Source organism: Lacinutrix jangbogonensis (assembly GCF_000797445.1).
In the GTDB taxonomy this organism is placed as follows: Bacteria; Bacteroidota; Bacteroidia; order Flavobacteriales; family Flavobacteriaceae; genus Lacinutrix; species Lacinutrix jangbogonensis.
The window spans coordinates 123,625-141,228 of the sequence record NZ_JSWF01000029.1 but is presented as its reverse complement, the minus strand read 5'-3'; the positions used below and the strand labels follow the sequence as shown (position 1 = coordinate 141,228).

The following is a 17,604-nucleotide window of genomic DNA, read 5'->3' as shown; positions in this document are numbered from 1 at the left end:
TAACCTGTTTATCTGTTGCACTGTTTCATATTTGTGATTGTCAATTAAACCAAACCAATAATGAAACAATCAAATAAATGTAATAGAGTTTTAGTTATACTGTTTATTTTCTTCGGAATCGTTTCTGTAAGAGCATAGAAGACTATTACTATTCATCCTGCTACTGAAACAATAAATGTAGATGGTGAAGTAACCGAGGCTATTTGGAAACAACATTTGCAAGAAGGCGATTTTATACAGCAACAGCCGGATAATGGCAAAGCTTCTAATAGAAAATCTGAAATCGCCATTTTACATGACCAAAGTTATTTATATGTTTTAGCTGTTTTTTATATTGAGAATAAAACAGAGATTAATCAGCAATTAACAGCAAGAGATGCTATTGGAGCTTCCGATTTTTTTGGACTCCAAATGGATCCTTTTGGAGAAGCAAGAGAAGGTTTTGACTTTACTGTTACTGCGGCAAATGTTCAATATGATGGAAAACTTTCTGCATTTGGAGAAGACAGTAATTTTAATGTGGTTTGGGAAAGCGACGTAAAAATTTATGATAACAAATGGGTTGTAGAAATGAAAATACCATTTAATAGTATTCGTTTTCCTAAAGAAGATTTAAGTAATTTTAGAATTAATTTTCAGCGCTTTTCTTCTACATTAAATGAAACCTCTTTTTGGAGCCCTATTAATCCAGAAGTAGATGGTTTTTTGAATCAGTTAGGGAGATTAGAAGGATTAAAAATGATAAATCCGCCACTAAATTTATCGTTTTATCCTTTTGTTTCTTTAATCAATGAGAAAAGTCCAACTGGAGAAAGTAAAACCAATTTTAATGGCGGACTAGATTTAAAGTATGTTCATAATAATGCGTATACTTTAGATGTGTCGCTAATTCCAGATTTTAGCCAAGCACCAAGTGATGATCAGATTTTTAACCTTTCTCCTTTTGAAGTACAGTTTAATGAAAACCGTCAATTCTTTGTAGAAGGCACAGAGATATTCGATAAATCAGGTTACTTATATACAAGACGAATTGGTGGATCTCCAATTAATAAAAATAATATTACTTTATCGGCAGATGAGACCATTGAAGAGAACGCAATTTCTTCTAACATTTTAAACCTTATTAAGTTTACAGGGAAATCATCTAGTGGTTTATCTATCGGTATTTTAAATGGAATTACAGATAAAAGTGAAGCAATAATAGCAAATAGTGCTACTGTAGATACAAGACAAGTTACTACAAATCCGTTGACTAATTATAACGCTTTGGTTTTGGACAAGGCGCTTAAAAATAATTCGTCATTAACCTTTGTAAACAATTCCGTTTTGCGCAGTGGAAGTGATTATGATGCCAACTTAACTGGATTGCAGTATAATTGGTATAATAAAAAAAGAACCTATTCGGCAAGATTTAAAACTGGATTATCGCAAAAATATTTTTCGAATGCAGCTGATGAATTTGGGCATGATTATTTTGGGTATGTGGGAAAAGTTAGTGGGAAGTGGACCTCAGGAGTTTCGTTTAAATTAGTAGATGATACTTTTGATAATAACGATTTTGGTTTCCTTTCAAGAAACAACGAATTGCGTTTTAGAGCAGATGTAAGATATACTGAAAACAACCCAAAAAAATTATTTTCTCGTTATCAATTTTTTGTAGATCACCAGCAACGTTATTATTATAGCTTAATGGAACACGAGCAAACTTATATTAAGTTTGGAACTAATGGAACTTTTAAAAAGAGCCAACATAATTTTTATGCAGAATTTACTTATTTACCAAAAGGACAAAATTTTTACGAAACTCGTGTAATAGACAGATATTTTAATATCCCAGCACAAACCGAAACCTTTTTAGAATACCAAACTAACCGGAATAAAAACGTATCGCTTTCTGGTTATATGGTTTTAGTAAAGTATTTAAATTCTGATATTTATACTAACGAATTTATTGCTGGTTATGGTTTTCGTACTAGAATTGGGCAGCACTTGTTCGCCTACTTTAGACAATCTTATGAAAGTTCACCTAGTAAAGCAGGATTTATTACGTTTGAAAATGATGCCATTATTTTTGGGCAACGTAGTGTAAAGCAATTAAACAATTCACTAACACTAAACTATTCTATAAATTCTAAACTCAATGTAAATGCAAGATTGCGTCATTACTGGATTCAAGTAGATTATAACGAGCAATTTACGCTAGAAGACAATGGAGAATTAGCAGCAAATAATTATGATATTAATCCAGATAGTTTTGATGATAATTTTAATCAATTTAATATTGATTTTTTAGCTAAATGGCAATTTGCTCCAGCTAGCGAAATTAGTTTAGGTTATAAACTAGGTAGCACCTTTTTTAATAACGATGTGCGTTCTTCTTATTTTGATAATTTAGGAAACACTTTAAAGGAGAATAGTAGTAATACTTTGTCATTGAAGATGACTTACTTTTTAGATTGGAATACATTCCGAAAGAAAAAGAAACAAAAAAGTGCTTCAAATATTTGAAGCACTTTTAAAATAAATATTATATTTTGTATTATAAGTTATAGCTTAATCCTAATAACCAATAAGATTGTAATTTGTTATCTACGTTATCAAAATTTGGTACTGCTTGAACAGGTACTGCAATAGGATCAAACTGACCCAAAGCATAATTAAGAGCTTCTTGTTTATTACTTCTTAATCCAAAATCGAAACCAACACCAATCATTTTCCATAACGTATAACTAAAAGAGTTGGTCCAAGTTACATTAGATAAATCACCACTTTTAAAACTTTGGAAAGTCGATAGGTTAGATTTGAAACTAATAGCTCCAATTTCTTTTGAATAATCTGCAACAATTTTAGCACCTAAAGAAGATTCAAAAACAGCATCGTTATCAGCAAATACAAAGTTGTAGTTTATTGGGTGGATAACAACTATTAAGTTTTCCATAGGAGTCCAAGTTGCACCAACACCAACATCTAAATATCCAGGATCATTAAAGTTATCTAATAATGTAGTTCTGTATTCCATTAAAGCCGAAATAGCAACGTTTTTAGTAATGTTTCTACCATATAAAGAAGAAATGTTAAACACATCTGTCGTTGGGTTAAAATTTTCACTGTCACTGTCTGTGTCTTTATCGTCTAACTTTACCCAGTTAAGGTTAGTGGTTAAAGTGTTTCTCCAGAAAAAATCATCTTGAATTAAATTAGCATAAGCGTTAAGAGAAACACCAATATTTCCAGAAGAATTATTAGGTGTATCTTGAGAATACCAGTTACTAGAGTTAGAAAGCATGCCTCCTATTGTGCCAAATACACCTTTTCTCCAACCTGGAAGTGCATCTATTTGTGCTTGTAATGCGTCCACTTCTCCTTGAGCAGTATCTGCGATAGCTTGCTTTTCAGCTTTTTGAGTTTTTAATTCTTCTTTAGTTTGTGCTTGTATTGATACTATACCAATACTAAAAGCTAACAATAATAATAGTTTTTTCATTTTTTTAAATTTAGAATTGCAAAAGTATATTATTTTGATATAATAAGTTGACTGCTAAATCGCTATTTGCTAACACTTGCGATTAAGTGCTTGTTTTTAACGATTATCGGCGTTTATATAATGGAACTGCAGAGCATGCTTCCCCAAACATAATAGATTTTGCAACAGGCTTTAATTTATTGGTAATCATTATATATGCACTCGAAGGTACAGGTTTTTTAGAGCAACCTTTTATAATTATTGGATTGTCTATATATGCAGTAACATCTAAGTTGGCAATAATATTTTGGTAAAGTGATGCTTCTAAGCTTTCCAAGTTTCCTAAAACAGTCTTTTTTGTATATGGCTCTAATTGAAGTGTTAAAAGCATATAAGCCCAATCTGGCACAATAGCATCTGTTGTACAAGTAAGTGCAATAAACGCGTCTTGGTATTGAGACCAATTGTGTTCTTTAACTAGAATTCTAAAATCTTTTTCGCGCAATACAAAACCTTCGTAAAGCCAATCTTTAATATCAAACAATATACGTTTGCCTTTTGGATAAAAGTCCTCAAGGTCAAAAACAACAAGCTTGCTACTTGCTACTCGATTTATTATTTCGTCTTCCAATGTGAGTTGTTTACTTGTTTGTTTTTAAATTGATAGCATTGAATACTGATTTAAAGAATTGGAGTAAGCGCTTCGTACGAAGCCTGTGTACCACCAATAGAATTTAAAGCATTCCAAGTTCCAGTTTCGCTTCTTCACTCATTAATTCTTGCGTCCATGGTGGATCAAAAGTAATTTCAACCTCTGCACCTTTTACGTCTTTAAGCGATTTTACTTTTTCTTCTACTTCTAGAGGAAGCGTTTCTGCTACTGGACAGTTGGGTGTTGTTAAAGTCATTAATATTTTCACATCGTAATCTTCATTTACAAAAACATCGTAAATTAGTCCTAATTCGTAAATATCAACTGGTATTTCTGGATCGTATATTGTTTTTATTACCGCTACTATTTTCTCTCCTAATTCTGTTGTATCTATTGTTGTTTCGCTCATTTGTTTTTGTTTATGCGTTAAGTTGTTTGTTGTTTAGTCGTGAGTTTATAAATAACTCTACAACAAATGAATAAACTATTTAAGTTGTGTTTGGTATGCAATCGCATACATTTTAAGTTGTTTTATCATACTTACCAAACCGTTAGCTCGTGTTGGAGATAAATGTTCTTTTAAACCAATGTCATCAATAAAAACGGTATTGGCTTCTAAAATTGCTTTTGGATGTTGGTTTGAGAATGTTCTAATTAAGATGGCTATAATGCCTTTTGTAATAATAGCATCGCTATCTGCTGTAAAAGCAATTTTATCATCATTTAATTCTGCATGAACCCAAACTTTACTTTGGCAACCTTTAATAATATTATCATCGGTTTTAAATTGGGTTTCAATTAGAGGTAAATCTTTACCTAAATCTATCATGTATTGATAACGTTCTTCCCAATCTTCAAACATTGCGAATTCTTCAATAATTTCTGCTTGTATCTCTTGAATGCTTTGCATTTATATAAAAAATTTTCTTTTACAAAATTACGAAAATCTTAAACCTATTCTTTGCTTTTTTCGCCAATTTTTAAAACCATTTCAACCAATGCCTTAATTTCTGTGTTTGGGTTTCCAGCATCATAAGACGGAACAGTATAAGTTTCACCGTCTTTAATAACAGTAAAATTTGCTATTGCTGCACCATCGTATTGGTGTGCTTTTGAAGGCGCTTCTAGTGCGCTCATGCTTTTTAAATTAAGCTCTGAAACCATTTCCATTAATGTACTCCAATCTTCACTAGCACATGCTTTTGCTACCGGTTTAACGTCAAAAGACTCTTGAACACTTACTGTGTTATTTTCTAAAATAATGTTTTTATAACTACCTCTTGTGTGTGCTCTGTATTCTATTTTTAAATTGTTTTGAGCTGTTTTAGCTTCTGTAGTTTTAGTAGCAGATAGTAATTCCTTTTTAGCATTAAGCAATGTTAGCGTGTTGTCTTTTATTTCAAAGTGTGTTGTCTTTTCTAAAGCAGCTAACATTTGTGTTTCAACTACATTAGAGTTTTCTTCACACATTTTTCTAGTCGAAGCTAAGGCTTTAAAGTCAATAGTATTTCTTTTAACGGTATAGGTTCCAAAGAAACGATTGCATCCAGAAAAACCAGAGACTTTATTTGTCTTGTTATCAAAGTTAAGTGTAAGATTTTTAGATTGGTTTTCTGTTTCCATTGCTGACACTATAAAAGTGCCATTTAATGTATTTTGAACGCTATTTTTATTATCAACTGATGAATTTGATGCTTTATTAGAAGCTCCACAGGCATTTAAAATAATAGCAAATAGTAATATAGTAGTTGTTTTCATTTTGTAATAGTTGTTTGTTTACAGAATATAATATTACAAAAAAGAGGCCAAAGTCTTAAGAGAGCATCATTTTTGACTTTTTAACACCTTCAACTAAGGCATCAATTTCTTCTTTGGTGTTGTAAAAAGCAAAGGAAGCCCTTACGGTTCCCGGAATATTGTAAAAAGTCATTATTGGTTGTGCACAATGGTGTCCTGTTCGCACAGCAATTCCCATTTTGTCAAGTAACGTACCAACATCATATGGATGAATGCCTTTTAAGTTAAAGCTAATTACAGATGTTTTATTCTTTGATGTACCGTAAATTTTTAAACCTTCAATCTCGAGTAATCTCTTAGTTCCGTAGGCTAAAAGTTCATTTTCGTATTCTGCAATAGTATCAAAACCAATAGCGTTCATATAATCTAAGGCTGCACCAAAGGCTATACCACCGCAAATATTTGGCGTTCCTGCTTCAAATTTATGAGGTAATCCGGCATAAGTAGTTTTTTCGAAACTTACTTCGTCTATCATTTCTCCACCTCCTTGGTAAGGCGGTAATTTAGTAAGCCATTCTTCTTTTCCATATAACATTCCAATGCCTGTAGGACCACATACTTTATGTGCTGAGGTCACGTAAAAATCGACATCTAATGCTTGAACATCTGGTTTTACATGTGGACAAGCTTGGGCGCCATCTATTAAAACAGCAGCACCAACTTTATGTGCTTGTTCTATAATACTTTCAATAGGGTTTATAGTGCCTAAAGCATTAGAGATATGATTTACAAAAACCAATTTTGTTTTATCCGATAGTAATTCAGAATAGCTATCCATTTCCAATTCGCCCTCTAGGTTCATTGGGATGACTTTTAAAATAGCACCAGTTTTTTCGCAAAGTATTTGCCAAGGCACAATATTACTATGGTGCTCTAAAGCTGAAACTATAATTTCGTCACCTTTATCTAAAATTGAAGCAAAACCGTGAGCAACAAGATTAATACTTTCTGTTGTTCCAGAAGTTAATATAATCTCGTAAGCGTGTTTTGCATTAAAATGGGTTTGTATTGTATTACGAGCATTTTCGTATTTATCTGTAGCCTCTTGACTTAATGTGTGGACACCTCTGTGAATGTTTGCATTGTAATTACTGTAATAATCTACAATAACATCTATTACTTGTTGAGGTGTTTGTGAGGTTGCTGCATTGTCAAAATAGACTAATGGTTTACCGTTTACTTTGCGAGAAAGTATGGGGAAATCAGCTCTTATTTTATTCGAATCTAACATAATACAAATTTAGTGTTTGTAGTTTTAAAAATGAATATGGATTGGGTTAAAAAAATCTTATAATTTTTTGTGTAAAATTGATACATATATATTGTGGTATAATCACAAATAAACAAAATTTATGAAAAATAAATTTCTACTGATTATAACTTTTGCTCTTGTTTTTTCTTGTTCTTCAGATAATAATGATTCTACACCTGAAATAAATACCAATCCATGTATTGAAAATAGTGATTCCCTATACCAAGGTGACGTTATTTTAGAGACTCAGGCAGATGTAGATTTTTTTGGAGCATTATGTTATGAAGGAATTAATGGAGATTTGATAATTGGCAATTCTTTAAATAATGATATAAATAGCCTGTTACCATCGTCTTGTATTAAAAAAGTTAATAACTTATCAATAGAAGATACAAGCCTTTCATGTCTAGAAGGAATAAATCTAACAAACCAAACCTTTTTAAATAGGCTTTTTATAAGTGAAAATGAAAACTTAATTACTGTAGGAAATATTAATATACCAACAAACGTAGGGGAGTTAAGTATTTTTCAAAATAATACACTTATTAACTTTAGTGGGTTTAATAATGTAGAGCATATAGGTAATCTTGTTTTGCAATTTAATAGTGGTTTAATCAATTTTGTAGGGCTAGATAGTTTAACAAATTGTTCTGCTTTATTTGTTTATGAAAACACTTCTTTAATTAATTTTGAAGGGTTAGAGAATCTTACTAACATCACAGGAGTAAATCAAATAGGGTTAGATGTGAAATTTAATCCCAATTTAATTTCTTTCTCTGGATTAGATAATTTGGTTTATTCAGATTTATTAGTAATAGAAAACAATATAAGCTTAAACGATTATTGTGGTTTGAATAACTTAGTGCTCAATGGTACTATTGAATTTAATAATTTTAGTACGAATGGTTGTGAATACAATCCAACTTTAGAGGATATGCACAACGGTAATTGTAACCAATAAAAAGTTTAGTTACTAAAGAACCTCAAACGCATTAAGTTTGAGGTTTTTTGTTTTTATTTAGTAATCATAATAAGATTTATTTTTTCAAATTAATTACAGTGCAAATCCAATATCTACGCCTTATTTATTAGCAATTATCTTAGTAATACGTTGTTTTAATTCTGTAATTTTTACGGAACTTAAAACGCTATTACTAAAGGCATACATTAATAAGGCTTTGTCTTCTTTTTCATGAATACCACGTTGTTTCATAAAACAAGTATAAAGAAAATATAAAAAATATATTTTCTTTAATTTTATACCAATGCATTTATATAAAATGTATATTTGTGCTATGTATGATAAACAATTAACAAAAGGAACCTTACAACCAATCATTTTAAAATTGATAAGCCAAAGTGATAAAATGTATGGTTATGAAATAACACAAGACGTTAGGAAGTTAACTTTAGGGAAAATTGATATTTCTGAAGGCGCATTATATCCTATTCTACATAAGTTAGAGGCTAAAGGAATATTAGAAACAGAAAAAGTGTATATAGGCAAACGCGTGCGAAAATATTATAAAGTTACAAAACAAGGCAAAAAAGCTGTAGAAGAAGTAACCCAAGAAATCAATAATTTTATTGACACATTAGATTTAATTTTTAACCCAAAACCTGTTATAAAATGCATTTAGAAGAAAAACACATCGATTTTATTGAAAACAGTTTAAAGCTTTATGGAGTAAAATCTAATGAGTTAAGAGAAGATTTAGTAGATCATATTTGCACCTATATTGAAAATCAAGATGCAACAAATGATTCTAGAGATTTTAATGCTTTATATCAAGAAGCTTTGCAGAAATTTGGCGGTTATGCTAGTTTTCAAAACCTACAACTAGAAACTAATTTACAAAAATTTAATAAAGAACGAGTAGTAATAAATAAGCTAAAAGTAACTCTAGGTTTTTCTATGATTTTACTATTAGTTCTTGGTATGCTATTTAAAATCATGCACTGGCCTTATGCTAGCTCTTTGTTAATAGGAGCAATTTTAGTATTTGCATTGTTATTAGTTCCAACTCTTATTTATTCTAGGTATAAAAAATCTATTCACCAATTTTCTTAAATCATTAATAATGAAAAAATCATTTTACATTTTCGGATTTATAACTTTTTTTATACTTGGAATTGGCGCTATGTTCGAGTTTTTAACTTGGCCATACAGAGGAATTATAGTTTTTATAGGTCTTCTGTTTCTTAATTTTGGACTAATTCCAACTTATTTCTACCAAAAATATCAGCAATGTTAAACTTTAAGAATAGTTGCATCATGGTTTTTGCGTTTGTATTTATAAGTACTGCTGCTCAAACTAATGTAAATCAAAAAATTGATGAATTGTTAGCCTCTTACGTTTCTAATGATTCGCCAGGATTGAGTGTGAAAGTTATTAATCAAAACGAAAGTGTTTATTCTAAAGGATTTGGACTTTCAAATTTAGATTATAATATAAAGAATTCAGATTCAACGGTTTTTAGTTTGGCGTCTATTGCAAAACAATTTACAGCATCCGCAGTTTGGGCATTGGTAAATGATGGCAAAATTAGTTTAGAAGATGATATAAGAATCTATTTGCGAGAGTTTCCAATCTATGACAAAGTCATTAAGGTGAAACACTTATTAAATCACACTAGCGGAATTCGAAATTATCACACATTGATGTATTTGTCTGGTTTTGATTATGCTAATTCTTATTACGATAATAATATAGTACTAGAATTAGCTTGCAAGCAAAAAGGATTGAATAATTTACCCGGCGAAAAAGTAAGTTATTCCAATACCAACTATAACTTATTAGCAATTATTATTGAACATGTTTCTGGGCAAAATTTAAATGATTATTTAAAGGATAAAATTCTAAATCCATTAAAAATGCATTCTACGTTTGTTAGAGTAGAACATGGAAAATCAATTAAAAATAAGGCAGTTGGTTATCAGAAACAAAAGGATAGTTATAAGTTTTCTTCGAGTAATCAATTAAGTTATGGTGCAGGAAGCATGGGTTCCTCCGTTAATGATATGGCAATATGGATGAAAATGCTAAACGAACAAATATTAACATTTAGGCCATTGGCTCAATTCTTAAAAACCACAGAAATATTAACTTCTGGCGAAAGAGCAAAATATGCTCGCGGATTAATGATAGACGATTATAAAGGTTATGAAACTTTAAATCATAGCGGATTTGGTTTTGGTGGACGTTCACAATTAATTACAGTTCTAGAAAAGCAAATAGGAATACTAGTTTTAACAAACTCGCAAGCTATTGATGCGCCAAGAATTGCCTATCAGATTTTAGATATTCTATTATTAAATGAAGAAAAGATTCAAGACGAAGATAAAGATGAAGTATTATTTAAAAAACAGGGTATTGAAGAATTTATTGGCCAGTATAAAGAAATCAATAGTGATATGACTATGAAAATATTTGTAGAGAATGATTCTTTAAAATCTATGGGTTCTATAGGGAAAACATCTGCTACCCTAATGCAATACGACAAAAACAAGTTTCATAGGTTTAACAGTCAAAATGTTAAACACGATTTTACGCCTTCGGAAACTCACGATATGGTTATTTCATTTGGTGGAACACCATTCTATTTTAAACATGCAAAATTTATTGAATCGGATGCTGTGTATACCTCACAATTTGTAGGTGATTTTTATTCTGATGAATTGGATGTTACTTATCGTTTTTTTGTTGAAAACAACACACTAAAATTATCTTATAAAGGAAGGGAAAGTATAAACTTAAACCCAGTTCAGTTAAATGAATTTGGAAATAACGATAGAACACTTTATCAATTTATTAAAAATGAAAAAAATAGAACTACAGGAATGTTATTGTCTTGTGACGGAACAGTGAAAGAGATTATTTTTAAAAAGAAAAGGATTGCTAATTAGCAATCCTTTTTATTCTATTTGTCTGGATAAAATTTACAAATCAAACCCAATATTTACACCCAATTTATCTGCAATTATCTTAGTAATACGTTGTTTTAATTCTGGAATTTTTACCGAACCTAAAACGTTATTACTAAAAGCATACATTAATAATGCTCTGGCTTCTTTTTCAGGAATACCACGTTGTTTCATGTAAAACAATGCGCTTTCATCTAATTGTCCAATAGTACAACCATGAGAACATTTTACATCATCTGCAAAAATTTCAAGTTGTGGTTTAGTATTTATAGAGGCTTTATCGCTTAATAAAATATTATTGTTCGATTGAAAAGCATTTGTTTTTTGTGCTAGTTTATCTACCACTACTTTACCATTAAAAACACCTGTAGAGCTGTCTGCAAAAATACCTTTGTAATCTTGGTGACTTTCGCAATTTGGTTCGATGTGGTGTACTAATGTGTTATGATCTACGTGTTGTTTATCTCCAATAATGGTAATACCTTTCATTGTAGAATCCATACGTTCACCATTTTGGTAAAAATTAAGATTGTTACGTGTAAGCTTTCCTCCAAAAGAAAAAGTATGCACTAAACAATGGCTCTGATCTTTCTGATTAACGTAAGTACTATCTATTAAAGAAGCATTTTTGTTATCATTTTGAACTTTATAATAATCAACAATAGCGCGTTTGTTTGCAAAAATCTCTGTTACACTATTCGTTAACACAGGATTGTCTGTTAAACTTTGGTGACGTTCAATAATTTGAACATGAGAATTTTCGTCTACAACAATTAAATTTCTAGGCTGAAGCATTAAAGCAGCTTCATTACCTGTAGAAAAATGTATAATTTGAATTGGCTTTTCTACCAATTTGTTTTTTGGAATATGAATATAAGCGCCTTCACTTGAAAAGGCTGTATTTAAGGATGCTAAACTATCTTTAGCAGCTATTTTATTGAAATAATTCTCAATTATTAACCTGTATTTTGGTTTGTTTAAGGCCGAAGACATTAAACATACATCAATACCATCGTGAGTGGTTTGAGATAAATGAGACGAGTATTTTCCGTCTATAAAAATAATTTTATAAGTATCTATATCGTGAATAAAATACTTCTTGATATCTTTATATTCTAACGCGTTCTCTTGTTTTGGGAATACGCTATAATCGTGTTTTAAAACACTATTTAATGAAGTGTATTTCCAGGCTTCTTCCTTTTTAGAAGGAAAGCCATTAGTTTCGAATGTTTTAATCGCTTCACTACGAATATCGTGTACGGGCGAATCTATATCGATATTATTTTCGAATGCTAAAAAGGATGATACTAATTTTTCTTTTAAACTCATTTAATTCAGTTTTCAGTTTTCAGTTGCAGTTTTCAGTAAATTGAAATAGCGAGTAAAACCTGGATACAATTTATTCTTTTTATAAACGATTGAGTTAAGTGTAATCAGAATTGAGTAAGCAAGTGCAAACTGCTACTGAAAACTGTTAACTATTACGCGTCTACTTCTTCTTTAATCCAGTCGTAACCTTTTTCTTCTAATTCGTGTGCTAGTTCTGGACCACCAGATTTTACAATACGACCATCTAATAAAACATGTACAAAGTCTGGCACTATATAATCTAATAAACGTTGGTAGTGCGTAATTACAACAACAGCATTGTCTTTAGATTTTAATTTATTTACGCCATTTGCAACTATACGCAGGGCATCGATATCTAGACCAGAATCTGTTTCATCTAAGATGGCTAATTTTGGTTCTAGCATTGCCATTTGAAAAATCTCATTACGTTTTTTCTCTCCTCCAGAGAAACCTACGTTTAAGGAACGTGATAAGAATTTACGGTCTATTTCTAGCATTTCAGACTTCTCACGAATCATTTTAAGCATATCTTTTGCAGGCATATCTGCAAGACCTTTTGCTTTACGCGTTGCGTTAATTGCTGTTTTTATGAAGTTGGTTACTGAAACTCCAGGAATTTCTACAGGATATTGAAACGATAAGAAAATCCCTTTATGAGCACGTTCTTCGGCAGCTAACTCTTCTAAATCTTCTTCATTTAAAAGAATTTCTCCCTTATCTACTTCATATTCTTCTTTTCCAGCAATAACTGATGCTAAAGTACTTTTACCTGAACCATTTGGTCCCATGATTGCATGTACTTCTCCAGCTTTTACTTCAAGGTTAATACCTCTTAAAATCGTTTTGTCTTCAACACTTGCGTGCAAATCTTTTATTTGTAACATAGTTTTATTTTCCAATTTTAATCACCTCGTTTTTTGTAGCTTGTTCTTTTACGCTAATGATTTCTTGAATATCAATAGTGTAAGGCCAACCTTCTTCGCCTTCTTTTTTAGGTGTTATTTTTCCACGAACTTGAACTAAAATTCCATCGGTAGATTCTGTTCTATATTCTTTTCCTAAGTTGTGTAACTCGTGCATTTTATCGTTTAAAACAACGCCATAGATTGAGCTATTTCCAACTTGTAGAACTGCTGCATCTGCATAATATGAAAACTCACCACTTAGTAACGTTAATCCGTCGTTTTGTTTAATTGTCTTTTCTGAACCTTCCGATGTAACTGCTGGAGTTTCTGGTTTTGTGTCGTTTTTACAGTTTGTAAATACTGTAAGCGTTAATAATAAGATTAGGATTTTTTTCATTTTCTAAATGCCGTAAAACGTTTTTTTAAACTATAATTAAATATTAAATTTTGTGTATATATAATGAGATGCTTGCTTTCGCAAGAGTAACAGTTATCCTACTGAACCTTCAAGGCTAATTTCTAATAATTTTTGTGCTTCTACAGCAAATTCCATTGGTAACTTATTTAGTACATCTTTACTAAAACCATTAACAATTAGAGCTATTGCTTTTTCTGTATCTATACCACGTTGGTTACAATAGAAAATTTGGTCTTCACCAATTTTACTTGTTGTAGCTTCGTGCTCAATCATCGCTGTTTTATTTTTTGCTTCAATATATGGGAAGGTGTGTGCGCCACATTCGTTACCCATTAATAAGCTATCACATTGCGAAAAATTACGAGCATTATCTGCACGAGCACTTACTTGTACTAATCCACGATATGAGTTTTGAGATTTCCCTGCCGAAATACCTTTAGAAATGATTGTTGATTTGGTGTTTTTTCCCAAATGAATCATTTTTGTACCAGTATCTGCTTGTTGGTAATTATTTGTTACTGCAATAGAGTAAAATTCTCCTACAGAGTTATCACCTTTTAAAATACAACTTGGATATTTCCAGGTTACTGCACTTCCAGTTTCAACTTGCGTCCATGAGATTTTAGCGTTTTTCTCACATAAGCCTCTTTTGGTTACAAAATTGTAAACACCACCTAGTCCTTCAGCATTTCCAGGGTACCAGTTTTGTACTGTGGAGTATTTTATTTCTGCGTCGTCTAAAGCAATAAGTTCTACAACTGCTGCGTGTAATTGGTTTTCGTCGCGACTTGGTGCTGTACAACCTTCTAGGTACGAAACATAACTACCTTCGTCTGCTATTAATAATGTACGTTCAAACTGTCCTGTTCCGCCTTGATTAATTCTGAAATATGTAGACAATTCCATTGGGCATTTTACGCCTTTTGGAATGTAACAAAAAGAACCATCACTAAATACTGCTGAATTTAAAGCAGCATAAAAGTTGTCTTTTGTTGGTACTATTGTACCAATATATTTTTTTACTAATTCTGGATGTTCTTGAATAGCTTCAGAAATTGGCATAAAAATAATGCCTTTTTCTGCTAATGTTTTTTTGAAGGTAGTCGCTACAGAAACAGAATCTACAACAATGTCCATTGCGACATTGTTCATTTTTTTCTGTTCATCTACAGAGATTCCTAATTTTTTGTACATCGCTAGTAAATCTGGATCTACATCGTCTAATGTTTTATTAGGATCTACAGCTACTGGCGCAGAATAATACGCTATAGCCTGAAAATCGGGCTTTGTATAATTTACATTTGCCCAATCTGGTTCTTCCATTGCCTTCCAAACTTTAAAAGCTTCCAGTCTCCATTCTGTCATCCATTCTGGTTCATTCTTTTTCTTGGAAATAGCACGTACAATATCTTCATTTAAACCAATAGGAAATGTTTCAGATTCTATATCTGTAAAAAAACCATACTCATATTCTTTGGTTTTTAATTCTTCTCTAAGGTCGTCCTCTGTATACTTTGACATAGTTTGTCTTTAAGTTTAATTATAATGAAAATGATTCTCCGCAACCGCAAGTTCGGTTTGCATTCGGATTATTAAAAACGAAACCTGTTCCGTTTAATCCTCCAGAATATTCTAAAGTTGTGCCAATTAAATATAAGAAGCTTTTTTTATCAATTATGATTTTCACACCATTATCTTCAAAAATTTTATCTTCCTCTTCGTGGTTTTTGTCAAACTTTAAATCGTAGGATAAACCGGAGCAACCTCCACTTTTAACACCAACACGAACGTAGTCTTCAATTGGATTATAACCGTCGTCTGTCATTAGTTCAACGACTTTCTTTTTAGCGATATTAGAAACTTTTATCATGTCCTTATGTAGAATTTATCTAAATAGTAAGCAAATATACAATATAAGTCTCTTCTTACCTTATACCCTAACATTATATTAGCATATGGTTTAATAGAGTTTATTGATGTAAGTTGTCTTTGGGTAAAATTATTCTTGAAAGTTTGGATTGGTAAGAAATGTTGGATCTGATAGTGATAGTAAGAAGGTTTTTAAGTCTGCTTTATCGGCGTCAGATATTTGTACACCGCCATTATCTAAGTTTTTCATTAGTGGGTCTATTGTTGGAGATGGTTGAAGTCCCGCACTATAAAACGCTATAACCTCGTCTAAAGAACTAAATCTGCCATCATGCATGTATGGGGCAGTATAAGCTAAGTTTCTTAGTGACGGCGTTTTAAATTTGCCATTATCGTTTGGATCTCCAGTTACGCCTCCCAAGCCTAGGTCTGAAAATGTGGTATCTAAACCATTGTTATGAAAAATATTATCTGTCCACAATGGATTATTTGGGTTGCCATGACAATGAAAACAATCGCCTCTTTCTTCGTCCATAAACACATTTAAACCATTTTGTTCCTGCGGAGTAAGGGATGTTTCGCCTAACGAAAATTTATCAAATTTTGAGTTTGCCGAAATTAGTGTGCGTTCAAATTGAGCAATTGCTTTTGTTGTTAATTCTTTTGTAATTGTGGAAGTTTTAAACGCTAAACGAAACAGTTCTGGATACTCAGCATCAGACTGTAACCTATCGACTACATCTTGCCAATCGCTATGCATTTCTATTGGATTTTGAACCGGTTCCATAGCCTGACGTTCTAAACTTAGTTCTTTACCGTCCCAAGTAAAACGTTCTCCATAATTCCATGCTAAATTGAATAAAGGCATAGAATTTCTATTACCAGAAACACCATCTATACCAACGCTTGTTGGAGTATTGGCTGTGAATGCATGTTGTGGAGAATGGCAAGATGCGCAAGCCATTGTTTGGTCTCCAGAAAGTTTAGTATCGAAAAACAGTTTTTTACCTAAAGCAACACCTTCAACCGTTTGCGGATTGTTGTTTGGTATTACAGGCGGAATTATTTTATCTGAAAATAGTTGAGGAATACTTAAAGGTAGAGGAGTGGGTTCATAAGTTTCCGTTTCTGGAGTGTCATTTTTTGAGCATGCTAGAAACGTAATAATTAGTAATAGATATATGGACCCTTTTGTCATTATTTTTTATTGTGTAATACCTTCAATACTAAATAAACTCATAACATTTTGCTGCATCAATTTTTGTGCATCGTAATTGGGCATTAGTGGAGTGTCAAGAACATTTAAATCCCAAGTATTAGGGTTTTTAAATAATTCTGAAATATCCATAGATATATTAATTGTTGCGTTATTATTTATAATTAGTGGTGTTTCTAATTCAATAGTTGCAAAATTTTGTTCAAAAACACCCATGCTTACACGAGCTGTTCCATTGTGAAAGTTAAAAGGGCTTGGCGTTGTATCTACATTGTACATACCATCAAATTGAAGAAAATGATAACCACCACCTAGCATGCTTGGCCAATTCCATGAGGCACTGTTTAAATCTGTATAATTGCCATCAATATTGTCTTCTTCGTTAAATCCCCAAACAAATTTAAGTGTATAAGTTCCTGCTGGAATGGCATTGTTTTCTGGTGTAAAATCGTAGGTGTTAATATCTTCTAAATCTGTAAACTTGTAACCGTCAAAACTGTAAATAATTCCAGCACTATTTACTAATTGTAATTTTGAAATCAGGTATCTAATGCGTGTCATATTTATAACTTCACCATTAGCATTCGTTACCGTTTCGGTTGTTAAGTTGTTACTGTTTATTGTGGTATTATCCCAAGTATGTGAAAATTTAAAATTAACGTTTGCATTTGCTTTTATATTGTCATCGTTATCTTCTCCACATGAAGTAAACGCTACAGTTGCACATAATAATAAGGCAAAAATTCTTTTCATTGTA

At 31.6% G+C, this 17,604-nt stretch carries 18 protein-coding genes and 1 pseudogene; 5 read left to right on the top strand and 14 right to left on the bottom strand.

What is annotated here, in order from left to right:
• The first annotated feature begins 216 nt into the window (after positions 1-216).
• Entirely contained in the window at positions 217-2,508 is a 2,292-nt protein-coding gene (locus tag RH82_RS11080) for a DUF5916 domain-containing protein (RefSeq protein ID WP_034060758.1), read from the top strand.
• Between the two features lie 31 nt (positions 2,509-2,539).
• Here the strand turns inward: RH82_RS11080 and RH82_RS11075 are convergent, their stop codons facing one another.
• The 6 genes from RH82_RS11075 to RH82_RS11050 form a co-directional block, all read right to left on the bottom strand.
• A complete protein-coding gene (locus tag RH82_RS11075; protein WP_034060757.1) occupies positions 2,540-3,484 on the bottom strand; it encodes a DUF3078 domain-containing protein in 945 nt (314 codons plus the stop codon).
• A gap of 103 nt (positions 3,485-3,587) precedes the next feature.
• A complete protein-coding gene (locus RH82_RS11070; RefSeq protein WP_034060756.1) occupies positions 3,588-4,094 on the bottom strand; it encodes a DUF2480 family protein in 507 nt (168 codons plus the stop codon).
• Between the two features lie 103 nt (positions 4,095-4,197).
• Positions 4,198-4,524, bottom strand: a complete 327-nt coding sequence (locus RH82_RS11065) for a DUF59 domain-containing protein (protein WP_034060754.1) — start codon at positions 4,522-4,524, stop codon at positions 4,198-4,200.
• Positions 4,525-4,599: 75 nt separating this feature from the next.
• A complete protein-coding gene (locus tag RH82_RS11060) occupies positions 4,600-5,025 on the bottom strand; it encodes a SufE family protein (RefSeq protein WP_034060752.1) in 426 nt (141 codons plus the stop codon).
• Between the two features lie 44 nt (positions 5,026-5,069).
• Complete coding sequence (locus RH82_RS11055; protein ID WP_034060751.1) at positions 5,070-5,873, bottom strand: META domain-containing protein; 804 nt, start codon at positions 5,871-5,873, stop codon at positions 5,070-5,072.
• 55 nt (positions 5,874-5,928) lie between these two features.
• Entirely contained in the window at positions 5,929-7,143 is a 1,215-nt protein-coding gene (locus RH82_RS11050) for an aminotransferase class V-fold PLP-dependent enzyme (RefSeq protein WP_034060750.1), read from the bottom strand.
• A 121-nt stretch (positions 7,144-7,264) separates the two neighbouring features.
• Between RH82_RS11050 and RH82_RS11045 the strand changes: the two genes are divergently transcribed.
• On the top strand, positions 7,265-8,125 hold the full coding sequence (locus RH82_RS11045; protein ID WP_034060749.1) for a hypothetical protein: 861 nt from the start codon (positions 7,265-7,267) through the stop codon (positions 8,123-8,125).
• Between the two features lie 120 nt (positions 8,126-8,245).
• On the opposite strand, the pseudogene RH82_RS19005 reads toward RH82_RS11045, so the two are convergent.
• A pseudogene (locus RH82_RS19005) lies at positions 8,246-8,380 on the bottom strand (Fe-S cluster assembly protein SufD); the annotation flags it as partial.
• 79 nt (positions 8,381-8,459) lie between these two features.
• Here RH82_RS19005 and RH82_RS11040 point away from each other — a divergent pair.
• The 3 genes from RH82_RS11040 (at position 8,460) to RH82_RS11030 (ending at position 11,071) form a co-directional block, all read left to right on the top strand.
• Positions 8,460-8,804, top strand: a complete 345-nt coding sequence (locus RH82_RS11040; protein ID WP_034060747.1) for a PadR family transcriptional regulator — start codon at positions 8,460-8,462, stop codon at positions 8,802-8,804.
• A complete protein-coding gene (locus tag RH82_RS17860; RefSeq protein WP_052158311.1) occupies positions 8,795-9,235 on the top strand; it encodes a hypothetical protein in 441 nt (146 codons plus the stop codon). The genes RH82_RS11040 and RH82_RS17860 overlap by 10 nt, the downstream gene beginning before the upstream one ends.
• Before the next feature lie 177 nt (positions 9,236-9,412).
• On the top strand, positions 9,413-11,071 hold the full coding sequence (locus RH82_RS11030) for a serine hydrolase domain-containing protein (RefSeq protein WP_081979241.1): 1,659 nt from the start codon (positions 9,413-9,415) through the stop codon (positions 11,069-11,071).
• A gap of 33 nt (positions 11,072-11,104) precedes the next feature.
• Here RH82_RS11030 and sufD read toward each other — a convergent pair whose 3' ends face one another.
• The 7 genes from sufD to RH82_RS10995 all read right to left on the bottom strand — a co-directional run bounded on the left by sufD (position 11,105) and on the right by RH82_RS10995 (position 17,600).
• Complete coding sequence (gene sufD / locus RH82_RS11025) at positions 11,105-12,418, bottom strand: Fe-S cluster assembly protein SufD (RefSeq protein WP_034060741.1); 1,314 nt, start codon at positions 12,416-12,418, stop codon at positions 11,105-11,107.
• A gap of 152 nt (positions 12,419-12,570) precedes the next feature.
• Complete coding sequence (gene sufC / locus RH82_RS11020; RefSeq protein ID WP_034060805.1) at positions 12,571-13,323, bottom strand: Fe-S cluster assembly ATPase SufC; 753 nt, start codon at positions 13,321-13,323, stop codon at positions 12,571-12,573.
• Positions 13,324-13,327: 4 nt separating this feature from the next.
• Positions 13,328-13,741, bottom strand: coding sequence for a hypothetical protein (locus RH82_RS11015; protein ID WP_034060740.1), 414 nt, complete (start codon positions 13,739-13,741; stop codon positions 13,328-13,330).
• A 93-nt stretch (positions 13,742-13,834) separates the two neighbouring features.
• On the bottom strand, positions 13,835-15,283 hold the full coding sequence (gene sufB, locus RH82_RS11010; protein WP_034060739.1) for a Fe-S cluster assembly protein SufB: 1,449 nt from the start codon (positions 15,281-15,283) through the stop codon (positions 13,835-13,837).
• A 19-nt stretch (positions 15,284-15,302) separates the two neighbouring features.
• Positions 15,303-15,632, bottom strand: a complete 330-nt coding sequence (locus tag RH82_RS11005) for a HesB/IscA family protein (RefSeq protein ID WP_034060736.1) — start codon at positions 15,630-15,632, stop codon at positions 15,303-15,305.
• Positions 15,633-15,761: 129 nt separating this feature from the next.
• On the bottom strand, positions 15,762-16,829 hold the full coding sequence (locus RH82_RS11000; protein WP_052158310.1) for a cytochrome-c peroxidase: 1,068 nt from the start codon (positions 16,827-16,829) through the stop codon (positions 15,762-15,764).
• A gap of 6 nt (positions 16,830-16,835) precedes the next feature.
• The gene (locus RH82_RS10995) at positions 16,836-17,600 is read right to left on the bottom strand and encodes an MbnP family protein (RefSeq protein WP_034060734.1); all 765 of its coding nucleotides are present in this window, start codon (positions 17,598-17,600) and stop codon (positions 16,836-16,838) included.
• Positions 17,601-17,604 lie beyond the last annotated feature (4 nt).

Excerpts from the sequence above, each read along its gene's own strand:
- RH82_RS11075 (WP_034060757.1), bottom strand. The coding sequence starts at position 3,484 with ATGAAAAAACTATTATTATTGTTAGCTTTTAGTATTGGTATAGTATCA.
- RH82_RS11065 (WP_034060754.1), bottom strand. The coding sequence starts at position 4,524 with ATGAGCGAAACAACAATAGATACAACAGAATTAGGAGAGAAAATAGTA.
- RH82_RS11060 (WP_034060752.1), bottom strand. The coding sequence starts at position 5,025 with ATGCAAAGCATTCAAGAGATACAAGCAGAAATTATTGAAGAATTCGCA.
- RH82_RS11055 (WP_034060751.1), bottom strand. The coding sequence starts at position 5,873 with ATGAAAACAACTACTATATTACTATTTGCTATTATTTTAAATGCCTGT.
- RH82_RS11050 (WP_034060750.1), bottom strand. The coding sequence starts at position 7,143 with ATGTTAGATTCGAATAAAATAAGAGCTGATTTCCCCATACTTTCTCGC.
- RH82_RS11045 (WP_034060749.1), top strand. The coding sequence starts at position 7,265 with ATGAAAAATAAATTTCTACTGATTATAACTTTTGCTCTTGTTTTTTCT.
- RH82_RS11040 (WP_034060747.1), top strand. The coding sequence starts at position 8,460 with ATGTATGATAAACAATTAACAAAAGGAACCTTACAACCAATCATTTTA.
- RH82_RS17860 (WP_052158311.1), top strand. The coding sequence starts at position 8,795 with ATGCATTTAGAAGAAAAACACATCGATTTTATTGAAAACAGTTTAAAG.
- RH82_RS11030 (WP_081979241.1), top strand. The coding sequence starts at position 9,413 with ATGTTAAACTTTAAGAATAGTTGCATCATGGTTTTTGCGTTTGTATTT.
- sufD (WP_034060741.1), bottom strand. The coding sequence starts at position 12,418 with ATGAGTTTAAAAGAAAAATTAGTATCATCCTTTTTAGCATTCGAAAAT.
- sufC (WP_034060805.1), bottom strand. The coding sequence starts at position 13,323 with ATGTTACAAATAAAAGATTTGCACGCAAGTGTTGAAGACAAAACGATT.
- RH82_RS11015 (WP_034060740.1), bottom strand. The coding sequence starts at position 13,741 with ATGAAAAAAATCCTAATCTTATTATTAACGCTTACAGTATTTACAAAC.
- sufB (WP_034060739.1), bottom strand. The coding sequence starts at position 15,283 with ATGTCAAAGTATACAGAGGACGACCTTAGAGAAGAATTAAAAACCAAA.
- RH82_RS11005 (WP_034060736.1), bottom strand. The coding sequence starts at position 15,632 with ATGATAAAAGTTTCTAATATCGCTAAAAAGAAAGTCGTTGAACTAATG.
- RH82_RS11000 (WP_052158310.1), bottom strand. The coding sequence starts at position 16,829 with ATGACAAAAGGGTCCATATATCTATTACTAATTATTACGTTTCTAGCA.
- RH82_RS10995 (WP_034060734.1), bottom strand. The coding sequence starts at position 17,600 with ATGAAAAGAATTTTTGCCTTATTATTATGTGCAACTGTAGCGTTTACT.